This window comes from Pseudomonas sp. 22085, assembly GCF_052045815.1.
Lineage (GTDB): Bacteria > Pseudomonadota > Gammaproteobacteria > Pseudomonadales > Pseudomonadaceae > Aquipseudomonas > Aquipseudomonas glycinae.
Genome location: NZ_JBQEQA010000028.1, coordinates 20,612 through 40,789, shown reverse-complemented (window position 1 = coordinate 40,789; position 20,178 = coordinate 20,612). Strand labels below are relative to the sequence as shown.

Here is a 20,178-nt window from a genome sequence, read left to right as displayed (position 1 = left end):
GCGCCGACATCATGACCCTCAAGGTTGATGACTTTTCCCACAACCATCAGTTTCTCGGTGCTTCGCACGATGAAAACGCCCGCCGCACCCTGTGGGTGGTGGTGCTGACTTTCGTGATGATGATCGGCGAAATTGCCGCCGGTTATCTCACCGGTTCCATGGCATTGCTGGCCGACGGTTTCCACATGGCGACCCACGCCGGCGCCTTGGGCATCGCGGCGGCGGCCTATGGTTTTGCCCGGCGTAACGCCAACAACCGACGCTACAGTTTCGGCACCGGCAAGGTCGGTGATCTGGCGGGTTTTGCCTCGGCGATGGTGCTGGGGCTGGTGTCGCTGGGGATTGCCGGGGAATCGGTTTTCCGTCTGTTCCAGCCAACCAGTGTGGCGTTCGGCGAAGCAACCTTGATCGCCGTGGTCGGCTTGGGCGTCAACCTGCTCAGCGCGTTTTTGCTGGCCGGTCACCACAGCCATCACGACCACGGCCATAGTCACGACCACAGCCACGATCATGGCCATCACCACCATCACGACAACAACCTGCGTTCAGCCTACGTGCATGTACTGGCGGACGCGTTGACGTCGGTGCTGGCGATTGCCGCGCTGCTGGCCGGGCGCTATCTGGGCTGGGTGTGGATGGACCCGGTGATGGGCATCGTCGGTTCCATTGTCATCGCCAAATGGGCCTGGAACCTGATGCGTGACAGCGCCGCCGTGTTGCTCGACACCACCGATGAACCCGTGGCCGAGGAGATCCGCGAACTGCTGGAAACCTCCGATGATGTGCGCATCAGCGATTTGCACGTTTGGCAGGTCGGCCCGCAGGCGCGGGCGGCGATTGTCAGTGTGGTCGCGGTGGCGGGCGTGACTGCCGACGCGATCCGTGAGCGCCTGGCGCCGGTGCATGAGCTTTCGCACCTGACCATCGAATTGCGCAACGCTTAAGGCTGCACCTCGCTGAACATCGGAATTCGTCCATTCAGCGAAGGCCGGTAGTGCCACGCGAATCTTCCCGGATCAATGTTGTGGGCGAGGATTTCGGTGAGCGTGGCGCTGGCGATCGTCATTGCCAGCGTCTGTCCGGGACATTGATGCCGACCGTTGCCGAACGTGAAACTGCGGCGATTCGGGCGAACCGGCATAAAGCAATCCGGGTTTTCATTCAGTGCCGGGTCTCGATTGGCCGAGGCCAGCAGCACCAGAATCACGTCGCCGGCTTCCAGCCGAACGCCGTCGATTTCGCAGCTGTTCGCCACAAATCGACGGGTGTTCTGTACCGAGGGATCGAAACGCTGGACTTCGGCGAGCAGCGAATCTAAGGACGCATTGTGTAATTCAGGCTGCCGCTGTAGCGCCACCAGCGCATTGCCAATCAACCCGGCGGTAGCCTCCAACGTCTGCGAACAGAGGCCGATCAGGTTGTCGAGCAGCACGTCCTCATTGCCGACAAAACGCTGGCGAATGTCGGCGAGAAACGGATTCGGATTCGCCAGCAATTCGATGAAGTATCCGCGCAATTGCTCCGCCGCCCGATGGGCTGCCGCCAGTTGCAGGTCATTGCTCAACGACGACAGACACGCCGCGAAATCCGCCGTCAGTTCACTGATGACCCGCGCCTGCGCCGGGGTGAACCCGAGCAGCGATGCAACCACGCACACCGGGCCGCGAAACATGGCTTTATAGAGGCCGTCGGCATCGTTCGTGATCAACCGCGCGGACACCAGATCGCTGACTTCTTCCCGATCAATCAATCCCAGCGGCGGCTCGATGGCCGAACGCGGGCAGCGCTGAGCCTCGCCGTCGTTCATGCGCATCAACTGGCCGAACACCTCGCCCGCCAAGCCATCGGCAATCGCCTTGGGCACCGGCTCCTGCACCGGACGCACCCGGCAATCCGGATGCGCCAGCACCGCGCACACCGCGCGGGCGCTGCTGGCAACCCACAGTTTAAGTCCGTGATGAAAGGTCAGCCCGCCCGCCGCGCGCAGTTCGGCGTAATAAGGGTAGGGGTCGGCGTGAGACGCCGCGATGATCGGGTCCATGGATCGCAACCTTGTCGGTGGGGAAAGTGTTGCTACTATCTCCAGTCCTTGAGGGCGATGATTCGTCCGGGAGCGAAATATGCACGCAGCACATCAAGACATCGGCGTCTCGCAAGTGGCCGCCGCCATCGCGGAACCGGCGCGGACCAAAATGCTGTGTTCGCTGATGGACGGCCACGCCCGCACCGCCACGGAGCTGGCGAGCCTCGCCGACGTCAGCGCCTCGACCGCCAGCGCACACCTGGCCAAGCTCAAGGACCTGGCGCTGGTGCGCCTGCATGTGCAGGGCCGCCATCGTTATTACAGCCTCGCCGACAAGCGTGTGGCCCAGGCCCTCGAAGCGCTGATGGTGATCGGACAGAACCCCGCGCCGGCCTTCAAACCGCACACGCCGGATCGCTTGCAATTCGCCCGTACCTGTTACGACCACATGGCGGGAACGTTGGCGGTGTTGCTGCATGACCGCCTGCTTGAGGCGGGATGGCTGGTGGAAACCGACGAGCAGGTTTATCGCCTCAGTGAAAGCGGGGAGGCGTTTTTTGAAGGGCTGGGTATTGAGGTCAAGGATCTGTCGACGATGCGCCGTCGCTTTGCCTGCCCGTGCCTGGACTGGAGCATGCGTCGGCCGCATCTGGGTGGATCACTTGGAGCGTCGCTGTTGCAGACCGCGTTGAAGCGCAAATGGGTGACGCAGGATCTGGACAGTCGGGCACTGACGTTGACGGTGCAGGGGCGTCGGGAACTGGCGTCGCGCTGGGGACTGGTTTTGCCTGGGGCCGGGCGGGAATCGTCAGGCCGCCAGCTGACGGATTCCACGCCCGGATCGCTGCATGCGCGTTAGCTCAAGGTGTATCCGCTATCGACCACCCAATCCTGACCGATGACGCCGCGAGCACCATTGCCCAGCTGGAAAAGAATGACGTCGGCCACCGCCGCAGGTTCCAGGAATTGTCCGCCCAACAGTCGTTTGTTGACGCCTTGGGCGACGTCGCCGAGCGCTTCGTCACTCAGGCCCAGCGTTGACCAGATCGGCGTTGCGGTCGGGCCGGGGGAGACACAATTGATGCGCACGCCATGGGGTGCCAGCTCGACCGCAAGGGTTCGGGCATGGGCGATCAACGCCGCTTTTGACGCGATGTAGGCGGCCAGTCCCGCGAAACTGATTTGGGCCAGAAAAGTACCGATGAACACCACTGACGCCTTGCCTGCAAGGTGCGGGCGCAGGGCGGCCAAGGTGTTCAGGGCGCCGGCGCCGTTCACTGCCCATTGGCGATCGAACGCCGAACTGTCGAGTCCGTCGGCCAGTTCTGCGATACCGGCGTTGGGCACCACGAAGCTTACCGGACCGATGTGTGCAGCTTGCTCGGCCAAGGAGGCAAGGTCAGAGGCTTGAGTGACATCGCCGGGATGCCAGACCAGTTGCTGCGGATACCGCTCAAGCAGTTCGGCCAGTGGGCCGAGCTTTCGCGACATGGCCAACACGCGTGCGCCTTGATCCAGCAGACGCTCGGTAGCGGCCAGGCCTATGCCCGAACTGGCACCGGTGATGACGGCAATCTTGCCCTGAAAAATATGATCCATGTTCGACTCCCGTTTTTGGTCTTCAGCCAAATGGCTACGGGGAACCAGTCAATTTTCGGGCCATGCCGGAGAGCCTTTAATATCAAGGGCTGCGCAGGTTTGATAGTCATTATGACCTTTGTTACATCGAGTCAATCTGACTGCGCTTGAGTCAAATTGACCTGACTGCTGTGGCATGACATTCCGACGAAGAGCGGCGTTGCGCCTTGTATGAGCCAACCGCTCTCTATACTGTATATGTGAACAGTATCGAGTGCCTGCCATGCAAATCATCGACAAGCTCAGCATCCTCGCCGACGCCGCCAAGTACGACGCCTCCTGCGCCAGCAGCGGCGCGCCCAAGCGCAGTTCCGAAGGCAAGACCGGGCTGGGGTCGACCGATGGCATGGGCATCTGCCACAGCTACACGCCGGACGGGCGTTGCGTGTCGCTGCTCAAGATTCTGCTGACCAACTTCTGTCTCTACGACTGCCAATACTGCGTCAACCGCCGTTCCAGCGACGTGCCCCGTGCGCGTTTCACGCCCGAGGAAGTGGTGACACTGACCCTGGACTTCTACCGGCGCAATTGCGTCAGCGGGTTGTTCCTCAGCTCGGGGATCATTCGTTCGGCGGACTACACCATGGAGCAACTGGTGCGCGTCGCGAAGCTGTTGCGCGAAGAGCACGAGTTCCGTGGCTACATCCATCTCAAGACCATTCCTGACGCCGATCCCGCTCTGATCGAAGAGGCCGGGCGTTACGCCGATCGCCTGAGCGTCAACATCGAATTGCCCACCGATGCCAGCCTGCAAACCCTGGCGCCGGAGAAGCAGATCGGCTCGATCAAGCAGGCGATGAACACGATCTACACCGGCGTGCAGACCGTGCTCAACGAACCCCGTGCCCCGAAGTTCGCCCCGGCCGGGCAGAGCACGCAGATGATCGTCGGTGCCGATGACACCGACGACAGCACCATCCTGCACAGCGCTCAGGCGCTCTACGGCAACTTCCGACTGCGCCGGGTCTATTACTCGGCGTTCAGCCCGATTCCCGACAGCCCGAAAAGCGTGCCGTTGGCCGCACCGCCGCTGATGCGCGAGCACCGCTTGTATCAGGCGGATTTTCTGTTGCGCGGTTATGGCTATACCGCCGGTGAGTTGCTCACGGGCCCCGGCAATCTGGCGCTGGACATCGATCCGAAACTGGCCTGGGCGCTGCAGAATCGCGAGCTGTTTCCGCTGGATCTCAATCGCGCCGAACCGGCGTTGATTTCACGCATCCCCGGCATCGGCTTGCGCACCACCGAACGTCTGGTGGAACTGCGTCGGCAGCGGCGCATTCGCTACGAAGACGTGGCGCGCATGCGCTGTGTGCTGGCCAAAGCCAAGCCGTTCATCATCACCAGCGATTACCACCCTCAGCAGGCGGAAGTCACCAGCCAGATGCTTTATCAGCAATTGCGCGACCGACCAATGCCGCAACAGATGGGGCTGTGGGGATGATCAACCTCGACTGCGACGACCTGTTCGACACCTGGCGCCAACAGGCGCGCTGGCTGCTCAGCCATGAAATCGATCCGAGTCTGGTGAGCTGGGCGTCGGAAGGGGTAAGTGATCTGTTTGCCAGTGACGTAGCGGTGCCCGAAGGACAGGGGCCGTTTCAGGCGCGGATTCCGCGTGCGTTGCTCGACACCCTGGAACAAGCGTCGCGATACCGTGGCGATCAGCGCTGGAGTTTGCTGTATGAAGTGCTGTGGCGAGTCAGCCACGGCGACCGCACGGCAATGATGGCCGGCGACAAGCTGGGCAGCGAGTTGCAGCGGCGGATCAAGCAGGTGCAGCGCGAAGCCCATCATCTGCATGCGTTCGTGCGCTTCATCGAGCGCCCCGCAGAGCTGCCGGGCCCGCAATACGTCGCGTGGCACGAGCCGGCCCACGACATTCTGCACAGTGCCAGCGAACACTTCGTCGGGCGCATGGGCCGGCATCGCTGGCTGATCGCCACGCCCCGCGATGGGGTTTATTACGATGGTGAACAACTGATCCATGAACGTCAGTGTCCGCTGGAGTGGCAGCAACTGGCGCAGAACGTCGACGACCCCCACGGTGACTTGTGGCTGACGTACTACAGCCACATCTTCAACCCGGCGCGGTTGAACGAGAAGGTCATGCAAGGGCATTTGCCGACGCGGTTCTGGAAGAACCTGCCGGAAGGAGAGCTGATTCCCGGATTGATTACCCAGGCGCGAATGGGCAAGCAGCAGAACGGACAGGCGAGCGGGATTGCCGGTCGCGCGGGCAAGCGGATTGCCATGAAGGCCACCGAGCCAAACGAATAAAAAAGCCCCCATCGATCACTCGATGGGGGCTTTTGTGCATCTGGCCGTCAGGTCAAACCTTGACGATCCAGCCTGCTGGCGCTTCGACGTCGCCGGTCTGCACGCCGGTCAGCTCTTTGTAGAGCTTCTGGGTCACAGGGCCGACTTCTGTTTCGCTGTGGAATACGTGCAGGTGGTCGTTGTAGCTGATGCCACCGATCGGGGTGATCACCGCCGCAGTACCGCAGGCGCCGGCCTCTTTGAAGTCCGACAGCTTGTCGATGAATACGTCGCCTTCGACCACTTCCAGGCCCAGACGGGACTTGGCCAGTTCGATCAGCGACAGACGGGTGATACCCGGCAGTACCGATGGCGAGTTCGGGGTCACGAACTTGTTGTCGTGGGTGATCCCGAAGAAGTTGGCCGAACCGACTTCTTCGATCTTCTTGTGGGTCAGCGGATCCAGGTAGATGGCGTCAGCGAAGTGCGCTTTCTTGGCCTGGGAGCCTGGCATCAGGCTGGCCGCGTAGTTGCCACCGACCTTGGCGGCACCGGTGCCTTGTGGCGCGGCGCGGTCGTAGCTGGAGATCTGGAAGTTGTGCGGGGTCAGGCCGCCCTTGAAGTAGGCGCCAACCGGGATCGCGAATACCGAAAAGATGAACTCAGGCGCGGTACGCACGCCGATGTTGTCACCCACGCCGATCACGAACGGACGCAGGTACAGCGCGCCGCCGGTGCCGTAAGGCGGGATGAAACGCTCGTTGGCGCGAACCACTTCCTTGCACGCTTCGATGAACTGCTCGGTAGACACATGCGGCATCAGCAGGCGGGCGCAGCTGCGTTGCATGCGCGCGGCGTTCTGGTCGGGACGGAACAGGTTGATCGAGCCGTCCTTGCAACGATAGGCCTTCAGGCCTTCGAAGCATTGCTGGCCATAGTGAAGGGCAGTGGAACCTTCGCTGATGTGCAGCACGTTGTCTTCGGTCAGGGTGCCTTTGTCCCACTCGCCGTTGCGAAAGTATGACAGATAGCGTTTGTCGGTCTTGATGTAGTCAAAACCCAGCTTGTCCCAGTTGATGCTTTCGTTACCCATGACACCCTCTATCACTGAACAACCGCCGAAGCGGTTCAAGGCTTCTGACGTTTTTTTGGATGGGCACAACAATACTTCATTCTTGAGCGGTTTCGCAGCCCGAAATCTCTGCCTTTGATCGTTCCCACGCTCTGCGTGGGAATGCAGTCCGGGACGCTCTGCGTCCCAACAGCCGAACGCGGAGCGTCCGTGGAGGCATTCCCACGCAGAGCGTGGGAACGATCTGCGACCGAGAGTTATAGGTGCAACGCGTGCCCAAGCGCACGCAACGCCGCTTCCTGCACCGCTTCACCCAGGGTCGGGTGCGCATGGATGGTGCCGCCGATGTCTTCCAGTCGCGCCCCCATTTCCAGGCTTTGCGCGAACGCAGTCGACAGCTCCGAGACCCCGACACCGACCGCCTGCCAGCCGACAATCACATGATTGTCCCGACGAGCGACCACCCGCACGAAGCCGGTTTTCGATTCCAGGGTCATCGCCCGGCCATTGGCCGCGAACGGGAAGTTCGACACGATGCACTCAAGTCCCGCCGCCTTGGCCTCGTCCGGCGTCTTGCCGACGACTACCAGTTCCGGGTCGGTAAAGCACACGGCAGCGATGGCAGTCGGGTTGAATTCGCGGGTCTTGCCGCTGATCAGCTCGGCGACCATTTCGCCCTGGGCCATGGCGCGGTGGGCCAGCATCGGCTCGCCGCTCAGGTCGCCGATGGCGTAGACGTTGCGCATGCTGGTCTGGCAGCGGCTGTCGATCTTGATCGCCGAACCGTTCATGTCCAGGTTCAGCGCTTCAAGGTTCCAGCCCTGGGTGTTGGGTTTGCGACCGACGGCCACCAGCACCTGATCGGTTTCCAGATTCAGCGTGTCGCCGTTCGGATCGCGCACCTGCAACGTGCCGTCGAAACCCAGCACGCTGTGCTTGAGGTAGAGCTTCACGCCCAGTTGCTTCAGCGCGTCGTGCACCGGTTGAGTCAGTTCGGCGTCGTAGGCCGGCAGGATCCGATCCTGCGCCTCGACCACACTGACCTCGGCGCCGAGCTTGCGATAGGCAATGCCCAATTCCAGACCGATGTAACCACCGCCCACCACGATCAGGTGTTTCGGCACCGACTTCGGCGCCAGCGCCTCGGTGGACGATATGATCGGCCCGCCAATCGGCAGGATCGGCAAATTGACGCTTTTCGAGCCGGTGGCCAGCACCAGATGTTCACACTGGATGCGGGTGTCGCCGACTTCCACGGTCTTGCCGTCGATGACCTTGGCCCAGCCGTTGATGACCTGAACCTTGTTCTTCTTCAGCAGCGCGGCGACGCCGGTGGTCAGGCGATCAACGATGCCGTCCTTCCACTCGACGCTTTTAGTGATGTCGAGGGTCGGCGCGGAAACGCTGATGCCCAGTGCCGAATGCTGGTTGTGATGTTGAGTCTGGTGAAACTGCTCGGCCACGTGGATCAGCGCTTTCGACGGAATGCAGCCGATGTTCAGGCAGGTGCCGCCCAGCGATTCACCCTCGACCAGAATGGTCGAAATGCCCAGTTGCCCGGCACGAATGGCCGTCACGTAACCGCCAGGACCGCCGCCGATAATCAGCAGCGTGGTGTTCAGAGATTGCATGCCATCACTCCACAAACAGGGTCGCGGGTTGTTCGAGCAGACCACGAATGGCCTGGATGAAGAGCGCCGCGTCCATACCGTCGACCACGCGGTGATCGAAGGAGCTGGAGAGGTTCATCATCTTGCGGATCACCACCTGGCCTTTGACGACCATCGGACGTTCGACGATTTTGTTCACGCCGACGATGGCCACTTCCGGCAGGTTCAGCACCGGGGTACTGACGATGCCGCCAAGGGCGCCGAGGCTGGTCAGAGTGATGGTCGAGCCGGACAGTTCATCGCGGCTGGCCTTGCCATTGCGCGCGGCGTTGGCCAGACGGGAAATTTCCGCCGCGCTGTCCCACAGGCTGCGAGCCTCGGCGTGACGCACGACCGGCACCATCAGGCCGACATCGCTTTGCGTAGCGACGCCGACATGCACCGCGCCGAGGCGGGTGATGACCTGGGCTTCGTCATCGTAACGGGCATTCATCTGCGGGAAGTCGCGCAGGGCGACGACCAGTGCGCGCACCAGGAACGGCAGTAAGGTCAGCTTGCCACGGCTCGCGCCGTGTTTTTCGTTCAGATGGGCGCGCAGTTCTTCAATCGCGGTGACGTCGATTTCTTCGACATAACTGAAGTGTGCCGCACGCTGGGTGGCGTCCTGCATGCGCTGGGCAATCTTGCGGCGCATGCCGATCACTTGAATCTGTTCTTCATCATTACGCTGGGCGTACGCAGCGGCGACCGGCGCCGAAGCATTGGACTGACCCTGCGCCAGATAGGCGTCGAGGTCTTCGTGCAACACGCGACCGGCCGGACCGGAACCGCGCACCAGACGTAATTGAATGCCCAGATCCAGCGCGTGTTTGCGCACGGCTGGCGAGGCCAGCGGGCGCTCATTGGCTTCGCGGGCAACCATCGGGCCCTGGCAAGCGGCTGCCGCCGGACGCGGAGCGGCGGCAGCAGGTTTGCTTTCAACGACAGCTTCAATTTTGGGGGCGACAGGTGTTTCTTTCGCCGCAACAGACGCCGGTTTGTCCGACTCCTTCAGATTGCCGGCGCCCTCGACCTCGATGCTGATCAGCACACTGCCGACCGCCATCACTTCGCCCGGCTGACCACCCAGCGCAATGACCTTGCCGTGGACCGGCGACGGAATGTCGACCATCGCCTTGTCGGTCATCACGTCCGCCAGCACCTGATCTTCAACGACCAGATCGCCGACCTTGACGTGCCACTGCGACAGTTCTACTTCTGCGATGCCTTCGCCGATGTCCGGCATCTTGATAACGTGCGTGCCCATTCAGACCTCCATGACCCGTTTCAGCGCCGCGCCCACTCGGGACGGCCCAGGGAAATACGCCCACTCCTGCGCGTGCGGGTAGGGGGTGTCCCAACCGGTGACGCGTTCGATCGGCGCTTCCAGGTGATGGAAGCAATGCTCTTGCACCAGCGACACCAGCTCGGCACCGAATCCGCAGGTGCGGGTGGCTTCGTGAACCACGACGCAACGGCCGGTTTTCTTCACGGATTTGACGATGGTTTCCAGGTCCAGCGGCCACAGGCTGCGCAGGTCGATGACTTCAGCGTCAACGCCGCTTTCTTCAGCAGCGACTTGCGACACGTACACGGTAGTGCCGTAGGTCAGCACAGTTACGTCCTTGCCCGGACGGGTAATCGCGGCAACGTCCAGCGGCACGGTGTAGTAACCGTCCGGCACCTGGGCTTGCGGGTGTTTCGACCACGGGGTCACCGGGCGGTCGTGGTGGCCGTCGAACGGGCCGTTGTACAGGCGTTTTGGCTCGAGGAAGATCACCGGGTCATCGTTTTCGATGGAGGCGATCAGCAGGCCTTTGGCGTCGTACGGGTTGGACGGCATGACGGTGCGCAGACCACAGACCTGAGTGAACATCGCCTCGATGCTCTGGCTGTGGGTCTGGCCGCCGTAGATGCCGCCGCCGCAGGGCATGCGCAGGGTCATCGGTGCGGTGAACTCGCCGGCCGAGCGATAACGCAGGCGGGCGGCTTCGGAAATGATCTGGTCGGACGCCGGGTACACGTAGTCGGCGAACTGAATCTCGGCCACCGGACGCAAGCCATAAGCGCCCATGCCCACGGCGACACCGACAATGCCGCTCTCGGAAATCGGCGCGTCGAACACCCGCGAGGTGCCGTACTTGGTCTGCAGGCCTTCGGTGCAACGGAACACGCCGCCGAAGTAGCCGACGTCCTGGCCGAACACCACCACGTTGTCGTCACGCTCAAGCATCACATCCATGGCCGAGCGCAGGGCCTGGATCATGGTCATGGTGGTTGTGGTCATGGCGGTTTCCAACTGAATATTGTTGTTGTGATCGTTCATGTCAGATCCCCAACTGCTGACGCTGGCGCTTCAAGTGCTCCGGCATCTCTTTGTAGACGTCTTCGAACATGGTCGCGGCGCTTGGAATCTGGCCACCGGCCAGGGTGCCGTACTGCTCGGCCTGTTTCTGTGCGGCGATCACTTCCGCTTCCAGCTCGGCGCTGACGGCGGCGTGCTCTTCCTCCGACCAGTGGCCAACCTTGATCAGGTGCTGTTTCAGGCGGGCAATCGGATCGCCCAGCGGGAAGTGGCTCCAGTCGTCCGCAGGACGGTATTTGGACGGATCGTCGGAGGTCGAGTGCGGGCCGGCGCGGTAGGTGACCCATTCGATCATGGTCGGGCCGAGGCCGCGGCGGGCGCGTTCTGCAGCCCAGGCGGAGGCGGCGTAGACCGCGTAGAAATCGTTGCCGTCAACCCGCAGCGAGGCGATGCCGCAACCAACGCCGCGTCCGGCGAAGGTGGTGGCTTCACCACCGGCGATGGCCTGGAACGTCGAGATCGCCCACTGGTTGTTGACCACGTTGAGGATCACCGGCGCACGATAGACGTGAGCGAAGGTGAGGGCGGTGTGGAAGTCCGATTCGGCGGTGGCGCCGTCGCCGATCCAGGCCGAGGCGATTTTGGTGTCGCCCTTGATCGCCGAGGCCATGCCCCAGCCCACGCCTTGAATGAACTGGGTGGCGAGGTTGCCGGAAATGGTGAAGAAGCCTGCGTCCTTGACCGAGTACATGATCGGCAGTTGACGGCCCTTGAGCGGGTCGCGTTCGTTGGACAGCAACTGGCAGATCAGGTCGACCAGCGGTACGTCGCGAGCCATCAGAATGCTTTGCTGGCGGTAGGTCGGGAAGCACATGTCGTCGATGTTCAAGGCCAGGGCCTGGGCACTGCCAATGGCTTCTTCACCAAGACTCTGCATGTAGAACGACATTTTTTTCTGACGCTGGGCAACCACCATGCGGTTGTCGTAGATCCGGGTCTTGAGCATGGCGCGCATGCCTTTGCGCAGGATCTCGACCGGCACGTTTTCAGCCCATGGGCCGAGGGCGTTGCCCTGGTCGTCGAGCACGCGAATCAGGCCACGGGCCAGGTCGGCGGTGTCGGCGGGTTCAACGTCGATGGAAGGTTTACGCACCGTGCCCGCATCGGTCAGATGCAGGTAGGAGAAGTCGGTTTTGCAGCCTGGGCGGCCCGAGGGTTCAGGGACGTGCAGACGCAGCGGTTCATACGCTTGGGTCATGGCTTCTACGCTCGATCTTGTGAATTTCTTGTAGTGAGCTGGCAGTCATTCTTCGATAAAAGAAATCTTGTCCTACAACAATCATAGGCCCGGGCAAGAAGAATATTTCTCTCTGTTTCGTTGCGCTGAAGATCATTTGCAGATAGAAATTCTGCATAAACATAAAAAGCAGGTGGTTTTGTCTCATGCGCAAACTGGACCGTACCGACATCGGCATTCTCAACAGCCTTCAGGAGAACGCGCGCATCACCAACGCCGACTTGGCCCGTTCGGTCAATCTGTCGCCGACGCCGTGCTTCAACCGGGTCAAGGCGATGGAGGAGCTGGGGCTGATCCGCGAGCAGGTGACCCTGCTCGATGCCGACCTGCTGGGACTGCACGTCAACGTGTTTATCCACGTCAGTCTCGAGAAGCAGGTAGAGGAAGCGCTGCAGCATTTCGAAGAAGCCATTTCCGATCGTCCTGAAGTCATGGAGTGTTACCTGATGGCCGGCGACCCTGACTACTTGATCCGGGTGCTGGTGCCGACCATTCAGTCGCTCGAACGCTTCATGATGGACTTTCTGACCAAGGTGCCGGGCGTGGCCAACATTCGGTCAAGTTTTGCGCTCAAGCAGGTGCGCTATAAGACGGCATTGCCGCTGCCGTCGAACGGTTTGACGCTGGGCAACTGAATCCGGTGCCGTTCACAGGTATTCATATCGATAACCCAGTTCTTCGGTAAAAAGAGTCTGCTCAATGGTGAAGCTTTGAGGCCACGGAGCGAGTTCGTTTTCGGGGTGAAAGACCAGTGTCGAGTTGCTCAGTTCCTCCTGCGGGAAAGAGGGAACGTTCGGATGCTGGTGTTTCCAGCGCTCCCAGAGCAGATCCAGATAACAATGATGCAGGAAGAATATCGGGTCATTGGGAGAGGATGCCTCCATCATGTTGCCTCCGATCCAGGCATGCACGGGATTGTGCAGTTCACGTTCGGAAAAGTTTTCCCAACCGCCCGGCTCCATCCAATAGGACGTTCTGTTCAGGGCCGAGATGACGGTTTCTGGTGACGGCAAGGCGCCGGCAGCCCCGAGATTGCGACGCAAGCCCGCATCACCGACACCCTCGTCCCATACCGAGACGATGAATGGCGACTGGTTATTGGAAAAGGGTCCGCTGGTCACCAGCTGATTCTGGGTATTGTCACCGTTGCCGCCCATGAAGTCCGAGGTGAATGGATTGTCGGCGCCGCCGATTTGCCAGTTCCAGTAGGGCAGTGTGATGCGAGGGTCATCGGCGGCGGCCTGCAGCGCCAGTTCGAACTGGCGGATCAGAACCCGGTGCCACGGATAAAACAAGGGGCTTTGATGCGGGTTGGGAGCGAGCGGATTGCCACGTCCCATTGAGTTTTTGTGTATCTGTACAAAATCGTCGTAACGGCTTTGCTGACCGGGACGCAGCACGCTGTTGACGTTGTTTTTCAGCGTCAGGACCGCGTTGATGAAGGCGGCTTTTTCCTCCCGGGATAGATCCCGGTGGTTGCGGCGAATATCCATATTGCCAAATCTCCATGGGTTGATTACCCCATGAAGTCTGCCTGTCGGCCGAGATTACGCCCAGTTCATGGAATCCGACGTAACAGGTACGAATCCCCTTGATTCGAATTGCTTCACTGATTTTTTCTTACACGGAGTTGATAGGGATCTTCAGGTAGACGACGCCATTGCCTTCAGCCGGCGGCAGATTTCCTGCTCGCACGTTCACCTGAATCGCCGGCAGCAACAGCGTCGGCATTCCCAGTCCTGAATCGCGCCTGGTACGCATCTCGACGAACGCGGCTTCGTCGACGCCGTCATGTACATGGATATTGCTTTTACGCTGCTCGCCGACGGTGGTCTGGCACTGCGAGTCGCGGCCTTGCGGCGGATAGTCGTGGCAGACATAGAGCTTCACGCTGGCAGGGAAGGCCAGCAGCTTTTGAATTGAATTGAACAACTGATGGGCGTTGCCACCTGGGAAGTCGCAACGGGCGGTGCCGACGTCGGGCATGAACAGCGTGTCGCCGACCAGGATCTGTTCGCCATCGATCAGGTAGGCCATGTCCGCCGGGGTGTGGCCGGGGACATGCAGGGCGGTGGCCTTGAGATTGCCGATCCTGAACGATTCGTTCGGTGCGAACAGGTGATCGAACTGCGAGCCGTCGACGCGAAATTCCGGTTCCAGGTTGAACAGCGCCTTGAACACGTTCTGCACTTTGCTGATCGATTCGCCAATCGCGATTTTCCCGCCCAGTTCCCGGCGCAGGTAGGGCGCGGCGGACAGGTGGTCGGCGTGGGCATGGGTTTCCAGCAGCCACTGCACTTGCAGGTTATGGGCACGCACGAAGGCGATGATCCTGTCCGCCTGAGCCGTGCAGGTGCGGCCGGCGGCGCCGTCGTAATCGAGCACCGGGTCAACGATCGCGCACTGCCCGCCGTCGGCCTCGTAGACCACATAGCTGTAGGTCGAAGAGGCGGGGTCGAGGAAAGCTTCAATCAGCGCGGGCATGAACACGGTCCTGTGCGGGAAGGTGGGAAGTCAGGGTTGCAACACTTTATGTAAACACATAATGTCCGCAGCTTAAGTGACGTTGAAGGCATCCTGCAAATGCAATCCAGTCTGACCGAATGTGAAGTGGCGCAACTGCGCGCCTCGGCCTCCAAGGCCTGTTCGCTGCTCAAGGCCTTGGCCAACGAGGATCGGCTGTTGATCCTGTGCCAGTTGACCCAGGGCGAGCGCAACGTCGGCGAACTGGAGAAAATGACCGGCGTGCGTCAGCCGACCCTGTCCCAGCAACTGGGCATCCTGCGTGATGAAGGGCTGGTCGCGACCCGTCGTGAAGGCAAGTACATTTTTTACGGTCTCGCCAGTCACGAAGTGATCCAGGTGATGAAAACCCTCTCCGGACTCTACTGCGGAGCCGTGCTCAAAAGCTGGGCGCAATAGACCCGGCTATCCTTGCGTGCAGCCATAAGGAACAAACAATGAACGATCAACACTGGGGCCCATCCATCAGTGCGGACATCGTGGTCATCGGCGGCGGCACTGCCGGCATCGGTTTTGTCGCGAGCCTGCTCAAGCGCGATCCCGGCCTGAAAATCACGGTGATCGAGCCGAGCACCCTGCATTACTACCAACCGGCGTGGACGCTGGTCGGCGGTGGCGCCTATGACGCCAAAGACACCGCCCGACCGATGAACAAAGTGATGCCGCGCCAGGCCACCTGGATTCAGGCCGCCGTGACCGGCATCGACCCCGACCAGCGCCGTCTCACCCTCAACGATCAACGCACCATTACCTATCAGAACCTGATCGTCTGCCCCGGCCTGCGGCTGGCGTGGGAGAAGATCGAAGGCCTGCAGGACAGCCTCGGCCAGCACGGCGTCACCTCCAACTACAGCTATCAGCACGCGCAATACACCTGGGATCAGGTTCAGAAATTGCGTGGCGGCAAAGCGCTGTTCACCCAGCCGCCGATTCCGATCAAGTGTGCCGGCGCGCCGCAAAAAGCGCTGTACTTGTCTTGCGATCACTGGCTCAAGCGCAACGTGCTGAGTCAGGTCGATGTCGAGTTCAATCTGGCCGGTGCCGCGCTGTTCGGCGTGCCGACCTTCGTGCCGCCGCTGATGAAGTACATCGAGAAATACAACGCGCGGCTGGCATTCAATTCCAATCTGGTGAAGGTCGACGGCCCGGCGAAAACTGCCTGGTTCGACGTCAAGGATGCGGACGGCAACGTTACCCGTCAGGCAAAGACTTTCGATTTGTTGCACGTCGTCCCGCCGCAGGTTTCACCGGATTTCATCGCACAAAGTCCGCTGGCCGACGCCGCCGGCTGGTGCGAGGTCAACCCGCACACGCTGCAACACCCGCGCTATCCGGAAGTGTTTGCCTTGGGCGATATCTGCGGCACCACCAATGCGAAAACCGCCGCGGCAGTGCGCAAGCAGGTCGTGGTGGTGGCGGAAAACCTGCTGGCCCTGCGCAAGGAACTGGCGCTGCCGCTGAAGTACGACGGCTATGGTTCCTGCCCGCTGACGGTAGAGAAGGGCAAGGTGATCCTCGCCGAGTTCGGCTACGGCGGAAAATTGTTGCCGACCTTTCCCCTCGACCCGACCGTGCCGCGCCGCTCCGCGTGGTGGCTGAAGGCGACGCTGCTGCCGTGGTTCTACTGGAACGGCATGCTCAAGGGCCGCGAATGGCTGACGCGTCTGTCCAGGGTCGACTGAGAACACTCTATGTTGCTGGCAAGTCTGTTTGGCGTGGTGATGGGGTTGATCCTTGGACTGACCGGGGCCGGCGGCGGGATTCTCGCCGTACCGGCGCTGGTGCTCGGGCTGGGCTGGACGATGACGCAGGCGGCGCCGGTGGCGTTGTTTGCCGTTGGCAGCGCAGCGGCGGTCGGCGCGATCGATGGCTTGCGCCATGGTCTGGTGCGTTATCGCGCGGCGCTGCTGATCGCGGCGCTCGGCGCGGTGTTTTCGCCGGTGGGCATCTACTTCGCCCATCAGTTGCCGGAAAAGGTCCTGATGATCCTGTTCAGCCTGCTGATGGTGATGGTGGCGTGGCGCATGCTGCGCCGCGAACGCCAGCAAGAGGGCCCGAGCGACCATGGCCACGCCAGTTGGGGCCAGAAGAACTGCATGCTCAATGAGCAGACCGGCCGTTTCGACTGGACCGCCAAATGCACCGCGACCCTCGCGGCACTGGGCGCGGTCACGGGTGTGGTGTCCGGGTTGCTGGGGGTGGGCGGCGGTTTTCTGATCGTGCCGGCGTTCAAGCAACTGACCGATGTGCAGATGCGCGGCATCGTCGCCACTTCACTGATGGTCATCAGCCTGATTTCCGCGATCGGCGTGATCGGCGCGTTCCATGCCGGGGTGCGGATCGATCATCTTGGCGCGTCGTTCATCGTGGCCAGCATCGTCGGCATGATCATCGGTCGCAAACTCTGCGCGCGGGTGCCGGCGAGGACGTTGCAGGTGGGGTTTGCCAGTGTGTGCCTGGTGGTTGCGGCTTACATGTTGCTGCGGGCGTGAGACAACACCTGTGGCGAGGGAGCAAGCGCCCTCGCCACAGTGATCGCGTTACAACACCAGGTGCGGTAACCAAAGCGACAGCGCCGGAACGTAGGTCACCAGCATCAGCACCAGGAACAGCACGGCGTAGAACGGCAGCAGCGCCTTCACCGTGCTTTCGATACTGACTTTGCCCACCGCCGAACCCACGAACAGCACGGCTCCCACGGGCGGCGTTATCAGGCCTATACCGAGGTTGACCAGCATGATCATGCCGAACTGCACCGGGTCGACGCCGATACCGAGAATCACCGGCATCAGGATCGGTGTGAGGATCAGGATCAGCGGTGCCATGTCCATCACGGTGCCGAGCAACAGCAGCATGACGTTGATGCACATCAGGATCACGTAGCGGTTGTCGGACAGGGTCAGGAACAGCGTGGTGATCTTCGCCGGGATCTGCATCAGGGTCATGATGTAGCCGAAACTGGCGGCGAAGCCGATCAGAATCATCACGATGGAAATGGTGCGCACCGTGCGATGCATCAGTTTCGGCAGCTCACTCCATTTGTAGTCGCGGTAGATGAACATGGTGACGAAAAACGACCACAGCACGGCAATGGCCGCCGACTCGGTGGCCGTGAAGATCCCCGACAGAATCCCGCCGAGAATGATCACCATCGCCATCAGGCCCCACAAGGCTTCGCCGCAGATCTTCAGGGCTTCGCGCAGCGGGATCACTTCGCCCTTGGGGTAGTCGCGTTTGCGCGCAAAAATCAGACACAACACCATCAGGCACGCGCTCATCAGCAGGCCCGGCACCACGCCGGCCATGAACAGCGACGCAATGGAAACGGTGCCGCCGGCCGCCAGCGAGTAGAGCACCGAGTTGTGACTCGGCGGGGTCAGCAGGGCTTGTACCGAACCGCTGACGGTGACCGCTGTGGAGAATTCCCGAGGGTAGCCCTTGCGCTCCATTTCCGGGATCAGCACCGAACCCACCGACGCGGTATCGGCCACCGACGAGCCGGAAATCGCGCCGAAAAAGGTCGAGGCCATGATGTTGACCAGCGACAGCCCGCCACGCACGAAGCCCACCAGGACCCCGGCGAACGCCACCAGCCGCCGAGACATGCCGCCCTCGGCCATGATCGCGCCGGCCAGCACGAAGAACGGAATCGCCAGCAGCGAGAATTTGTTCACCCCGCCCGCCACCTGAATCATCAAGGCCTGGAACGGGATGTCGATCCACCATGCGCCGATCAGCGCCGACAGCCCGAGGGCATAGGCAACCGGCATGCCGATCAGGATCAGTGCGATAAAACTGCCCAGCAGAATCAATGCGTCCATCAGGCAGCCCCTTCGTTTTCTTCAACCAGGTCGAACCGCACCACGCGGCGATTGCTTTGATCGCCGAGCAAGAGTTTTTCCAGTACGAAAACCAGCGTCAGCGCACCGCCAATCGGGATCGGCATGTAAGTGATGCCGACCCGCAATGTCGGCAGGGCGCTCATGAACTGGTTCCACGTCGACAGGCACAGCTTGGTGCCCCAGATGGTCATGAACAGGCAGATGGTGCCCATGAGCACTTGCGAAACGATGCTCATGGTTCGACGCATGTTCGGTTGCAGGCGGTCGGTGACCATCGCCACCGCCATGTGCGCGCCGGCGCGATAGCTGGCGGCGGCGCCGATGAAGGTGAAGACCATCATCAGCAGAATGGCGGTGGGCTCCGGCCAGCTTGAACCGGTGCCGAGGACGTAACGGGCGAACACGCCCCAGGGGATGATCAGGGAAATGGTCAGCACCGACAGACCGGCGACCCAGATGCAGGCCATGTAGATCCGGTCATTGATGCGCAGCAGCAAATTCTTCATCGGGTTCCACCGTAACCGGGCACGCGCGGACATCAGGCGACGTCAGCGCTGCCGGGCCTTTTGCAGAGGGCTGGGAGGTTTACTGAACGGCTTCGATGCGCTTGATCAGGTCGGCATAGGGCGCGCCGTATTTTTCACGGATCGAGGCGGTGGCCTCATAGAAGGGCTTCTTGTCGACTGTGATGAACTCGACGCCGGCCGCCTTGAGTTTTTCCTCGCTGCTGACGGACTTGGCGTCCCACAGCGTGCGCTCCTGAGCCTGTGCAGCCTTGGCGGCTTTTTTCACCAGCGTCTGCTGATCGGGCGTGAGTTTTTCCCAGGTGATTTTCGACATCACGATCGGTTCGGGCAGGATCAGGTGCCCGGTCAGGCTGTAGAACTTGGCGTTCTGGTAGTGGTTGTGTTCAAGCAGGGTCGGTGGGTTGTTTTCCGCGCCGTCGATGACGCCGGTCTGCAGCGCACTGAAGATTTCGCCGGTGTCCATGGCGATCCCGTTGCCGCCCATAGCGTTGATGGTTTCGATGAACATCGGGTTGCCCTGCACGCGGATTTTCATGCCCTTGAGGTCTTCAAGGCTGCGCACCGGTTTCTTGGTGTAGATGTTGCGCGTGCCGCCGTCCATCCACGCCAGGGCGACGAGGTTGAATTCGGATTGAGTGATCTTGTCGAGGATCTCGTCACCGATTTCACCGTCGATGATCTTGCGCATGTGCGCCTGGTCACGGAACACGAACGGCATGTTGAACACGTTCACGTCCGGCACCACCGGGCCGACGATACCGAGGCTGACGCGGGCCATTTGAATGGCGCCGACCTGAGCCTGTTCGACCACTTCCTTTTCCGAGCCGAGTACGCCGCCAGGGAACATCTTGAAGGTCAGTTTGCCGTCACTTTCGGCAACCAGGGTCTTGCCCAACTGTTCTTCGGCGACCACGGTCGGATAACCGGCGGGGTGGATGTCGGCGAATTTGATTTCCAGCGCCTGGGCGGCGCTGCCGAAGGTGAGCGCGAGGGGGAGAGCGGCGGCGAGCAACGTGCGTTTGAAGTCCATGAGGGGTTCTCCA

At 61.3% G+C, this 20,178-nt stretch carries 20 protein-coding genes; 8 read left to right on the top strand and 12 right to left on the bottom strand.

Features of this window, described 5'->3' with window-relative positions:
- Positions 1-11 precede the first annotated feature (11 nt).
- Positions 12-944, top strand: a complete 933-nt coding sequence (dmeF, locus tag ACTJK7_RS26430; protein ID WP_041475578.1) for a CDF family Co(II)/Ni(II) efflux transporter DmeF — start codon at positions 12-14, stop codon at positions 942-944.
- On the opposite strand, the gene ACTJK7_RS26425 is transcribed toward dmeF, so the two are convergent.
- Positions 941-2,041 (bottom strand): cytochrome P450, encoded by a 1,101-nt coding sequence (locus ACTJK7_RS26425; RefSeq protein ID WP_323151166.1) that lies wholly within the window; start codon positions 2,039-2,041, stop codon positions 941-943. The two genes, dmeF and ACTJK7_RS26425, sit on opposite strands and share 4 nt — an antisense overlap.
- Before the next feature lie 79 nt (positions 2,042-2,120).
- On the opposite strand from ACTJK7_RS26425, the gene ACTJK7_RS26420 reads away from it, so the two are divergent.
- The gene (locus ACTJK7_RS26420) at positions 2,121-2,882 is read left to right on the top strand and encodes an ArsR/SmtB family transcription factor (RefSeq protein ID WP_323151167.1); all 762 of its coding nucleotides are present in this window, start codon (positions 2,121-2,123) and stop codon (positions 2,880-2,882) included.
- On the opposite strand, the gene ACTJK7_RS26415 is transcribed toward ACTJK7_RS26420, so the two are convergent.
- The gene (locus ACTJK7_RS26415) at positions 2,879-3,622 is read right to left on the bottom strand and encodes an SDR family NAD(P)-dependent oxidoreductase (protein WP_064380566.1); all 744 of its coding nucleotides are present in this window, start codon (positions 3,620-3,622) and stop codon (positions 2,879-2,881) included. The two genes, ACTJK7_RS26420 and ACTJK7_RS26415, sit on opposite strands and share 4 nt — an antisense overlap.
- Positions 3,623-3,884: 262 nt before the next feature.
- Here ACTJK7_RS26415 and ACTJK7_RS26410 point away from each other — a divergent pair, with 262 nt between their 5' ends.
- Together ACTJK7_RS26410 and ACTJK7_RS26405 are read left to right on the top strand one after the other, a co-directional pair.
- The gene (locus ACTJK7_RS26410) at positions 3,885-5,105 is read left to right on the top strand and encodes a putative DNA modification/repair radical SAM protein (RefSeq protein ID WP_440780919.1); all 1,221 of its coding nucleotides are present in this window, start codon (positions 3,885-3,887) and stop codon (positions 5,103-5,105) included.
- Complete coding sequence (locus tag ACTJK7_RS26405; protein ID WP_440780921.1) at positions 5,102-5,941, top strand: TIGR03915 family putative DNA repair protein; 840 nt, start codon at positions 5,102-5,104, stop codon at positions 5,939-5,941. Before ACTJK7_RS26410 ends, ACTJK7_RS26405 begins: the two co-directional genes overlap by 4 nt.
- A 52-nt stretch (positions 5,942-5,993) precedes the next feature.
- Here ACTJK7_RS26405 and ACTJK7_RS26400 read toward each other — a convergent pair whose 3' ends face one another.
- From ACTJK7_RS26400 to ACTJK7_RS26380, 5 genes are all read right to left on the bottom strand, one after another.
- A complete protein-coding gene (locus ACTJK7_RS26400) occupies positions 5,994-7,013 on the bottom strand; it encodes a branched-chain amino acid aminotransferase (protein ID WP_064380561.1) in 1,020 nt (339 codons plus the stop codon).
- Positions 7,014-7,249: 236 nt separating this feature from the next.
- Positions 7,250-8,623, bottom strand: a complete 1,374-nt coding sequence (gene lpdA, locus ACTJK7_RS26395; RefSeq protein WP_108562597.1) for a dihydrolipoyl dehydrogenase — start codon at positions 8,621-8,623, stop codon at positions 7,250-7,252.
- Positions 8,624-8,627: 4 nt separating this feature from the next.
- A complete protein-coding gene (locus ACTJK7_RS26390; RefSeq protein WP_440780922.1) occupies positions 8,628-9,908 on the bottom strand; it encodes a dihydrolipoamide acetyltransferase family protein in 1,281 nt (426 codons plus the stop codon).
- Complete coding sequence (locus tag ACTJK7_RS26385) at positions 9,909-10,967, bottom strand: alpha-ketoacid dehydrogenase subunit beta (RefSeq protein WP_003224000.1); 1,059 nt, start codon at positions 10,965-10,967, stop codon at positions 9,909-9,911.
- Position 10,968: 1 nt separating this feature from the next.
- Complete coding sequence (locus tag ACTJK7_RS26380; protein ID WP_007965287.1) at positions 10,969-12,204, bottom strand: 3-methyl-2-oxobutanoate dehydrogenase (2-methylpropanoyl-transferring) subunit alpha; 1,236 nt, start codon at positions 12,202-12,204, stop codon at positions 10,969-10,971.
- A gap of 185 nt (positions 12,205-12,389) precedes the next feature.
- Between ACTJK7_RS26380 and bkdR the strand changes: the two genes are divergently transcribed.
- Positions 12,390-12,878 (top strand): Bkd operon transcriptional regulator BkdR, encoded by a 489-nt coding sequence (gene bkdR, locus ACTJK7_RS26375; protein ID WP_323151169.1) that lies wholly within the window; start codon positions 12,390-12,392, stop codon positions 12,876-12,878.
- 12 nt (positions 12,879-12,890) lie between these two features.
- Here bkdR and ACTJK7_RS26370 read toward each other — a convergent pair whose 3' ends face one another.
- Together ACTJK7_RS26370 and ACTJK7_RS26365 are read right to left on the bottom strand one after the other, a co-directional pair.
- On the bottom strand, positions 12,891-13,736 hold the full coding sequence (locus ACTJK7_RS26370) for a tyrosinase family protein (RefSeq protein ID WP_440780923.1): 846 nt from the start codon (positions 13,734-13,736) through the stop codon (positions 12,891-12,893).
- A gap of 127 nt (positions 13,737-13,863) precedes the next feature.
- The gene (locus tag ACTJK7_RS26365; protein ID WP_440780925.1) at positions 13,864-14,727 is read right to left on the bottom strand and encodes an MBL fold metallo-hydrolase; all 864 of its coding nucleotides are present in this window, start codon (positions 14,725-14,727) and stop codon (positions 13,864-13,866) included.
- A 99-nt stretch (positions 14,728-14,826) separates the two neighbouring features.
- On the opposite strand from ACTJK7_RS26365, the gene ACTJK7_RS26360 reads away from it, so the two are divergent.
- From ACTJK7_RS26360 to ACTJK7_RS26350, 3 genes are read left to right on the top strand one after another with little or no spacing between them, the layout of a single operon-like run.
- A complete protein-coding gene (locus ACTJK7_RS26360; RefSeq protein ID WP_007952897.1) occupies positions 14,827-15,165 on the top strand; it encodes an ArsR/SmtB family transcription factor in 339 nt (112 codons plus the stop codon).
- Between the two features lie 38 nt (positions 15,166-15,203).
- Positions 15,204-16,448: an FAD-dependent oxidoreductase gene (locus ACTJK7_RS26355; RefSeq protein WP_440780927.1), complete on the top strand. Its 1,245-nt coding sequence runs from the start codon at positions 15,204-15,206 to the stop codon at positions 16,446-16,448.
- A gap of 9 nt (positions 16,449-16,457) precedes the next feature.
- Positions 16,458-17,258 (top strand): sulfite exporter TauE/SafE family protein, encoded by an 801-nt coding sequence (locus ACTJK7_RS26350; RefSeq protein ID WP_011334825.1) that lies wholly within the window; start codon positions 16,458-16,460, stop codon positions 17,256-17,258.
- Positions 17,259-17,306: 48 nt separating this feature from the next.
- Here ACTJK7_RS26350 and ACTJK7_RS26345 read toward each other — a convergent pair whose 3' ends face one another.
- The 3 genes from ACTJK7_RS26345 to ACTJK7_RS26335 all read right to left on the bottom strand — a co-directional run bounded on the left by ACTJK7_RS26345 (position 17,307) and on the right by ACTJK7_RS26335 (position 20,165).
- Positions 17,307-18,587, bottom strand: a complete 1,281-nt coding sequence (locus ACTJK7_RS26345; RefSeq protein ID WP_011334824.1) for a TRAP transporter large permease — start codon at positions 18,585-18,587, stop codon at positions 17,307-17,309.
- Entirely contained in the window at positions 18,587-19,114 is a 528-nt protein-coding gene (locus ACTJK7_RS26340; protein WP_108562583.1) for a TRAP transporter small permease, read from the bottom strand. The genes ACTJK7_RS26345 and ACTJK7_RS26340 overlap by 1 nt, the downstream gene beginning before the upstream one ends.
- A gap of 79 nt (positions 19,115-19,193) precedes the next feature.
- Entirely contained in the window at positions 19,194-20,165 is a 972-nt protein-coding gene (locus ACTJK7_RS26335) for a TRAP transporter substrate-binding protein (RefSeq protein ID WP_064380543.1), read from the bottom strand.
- Positions 20,166-20,178 lie beyond the last annotated feature (13 nt).

Excerpts from the sequence above, each read along its gene's own strand:
- lpdA (WP_108562597.1), bottom strand. The coding sequence starts at position 8,623 with ATGCAATCTCTGAACACCACGCTGCTGATTATCGGCGGCGGTCCTGGC.
- ACTJK7_RS26425 (WP_323151166.1), bottom strand. The coding sequence starts at position 2,041 with ATGGACCCGATCATCGCGGCGTCTCACGCCGACCCCTACCCTTATTAC.
- ACTJK7_RS26340 (WP_108562583.1), bottom strand. The coding sequence starts at position 19,114 with ATGAAGAATTTGCTGCTGCGCATCAATGACCGGATCTACATGGCCTGC.
- dmeF (WP_041475578.1), top strand. The coding sequence starts at position 12 with ATGACCCTCAAGGTTGATGACTTTTCCCACAACCATCAGTTTCTCGGT.
- ACTJK7_RS26355 (WP_440780927.1), top strand. The coding sequence starts at position 15,204 with ATGAACGATCAACACTGGGGCCCATCCATCAGTGCGGACATCGTGGTC.
- ACTJK7_RS26390 (WP_440780922.1), bottom strand. The coding sequence starts at position 9,908 with ATGGGCACGCACGTTATCAAGATGCCGGACATCGGCGAAGGCATCGCA.
- ACTJK7_RS26400 (WP_064380561.1), bottom strand. The coding sequence starts at position 7,013 with ATGGGTAACGAAAGCATCAACTGGGACAAGCTGGGTTTTGACTACATC.
- ACTJK7_RS26380 (WP_007965287.1), bottom strand. The coding sequence starts at position 12,204 with ATGACCCAAGCGTATGAACCGCTGCGTCTGCACGTCCCTGAACCCTCG.
- ACTJK7_RS26350 (WP_011334825.1), top strand. The coding sequence starts at position 16,458 with ATGTTGCTGGCAAGTCTGTTTGGCGTGGTGATGGGGTTGATCCTTGGA.
- ACTJK7_RS26405 (WP_440780921.1), top strand. The coding sequence starts at position 5,102 with ATGATCAACCTCGACTGCGACGACCTGTTCGACACCTGGCGCCAACAG.
- ACTJK7_RS26410 (WP_440780919.1), top strand. The coding sequence starts at position 3,885 with ATGCAAATCATCGACAAGCTCAGCATCCTCGCCGACGCCGCCAAGTAC.
- ACTJK7_RS26415 (WP_064380566.1), bottom strand. The coding sequence starts at position 3,622 with ATGGATCATATTTTTCAGGGCAAGATTGCCGTCATCACCGGTGCCAGT.
- ACTJK7_RS26360 (WP_007952897.1), top strand. The coding sequence starts at position 14,827 with ATGCAATCCAGTCTGACCGAATGTGAAGTGGCGCAACTGCGCGCCTCG.
- ACTJK7_RS26370 (WP_440780923.1), bottom strand. The coding sequence starts at position 13,736 with ATGGATATTCGCCGCAACCACCGGGATCTATCCCGGGAGGAAAAAGCC.
- ACTJK7_RS26365 (WP_440780925.1), bottom strand. The coding sequence starts at position 14,727 with ATGCCCGCGCTGATTGAAGCTTTCCTCGACCCCGCCTCTTCGACCTAC.
- ACTJK7_RS26345 (WP_011334824.1), bottom strand. The coding sequence starts at position 18,587 with ATGGACGCATTGATTCTGCTGGGCAGTTTTATCGCACTGATCCTGATC.
- ACTJK7_RS26420 (WP_323151167.1), top strand. The coding sequence starts at position 2,121 with ATGCACGCAGCACATCAAGACATCGGCGTCTCGCAAGTGGCCGCCGCC.
- ACTJK7_RS26335 (WP_064380543.1), bottom strand. The coding sequence starts at position 20,165 with ATGGACTTCAAACGCACGTTGCTCGCCGCCGCTCTCCCCCTCGCGCTC.
- ACTJK7_RS26385 (WP_003224000.1), bottom strand. The coding sequence starts at position 10,967 with ATGAACGATCACAACAACAATATTCAGTTGGAAACCGCCATGACCACA.
- bkdR (WP_323151169.1), top strand. The coding sequence starts at position 12,390 with ATGCGCAAACTGGACCGTACCGACATCGGCATTCTCAACAGCCTTCAG.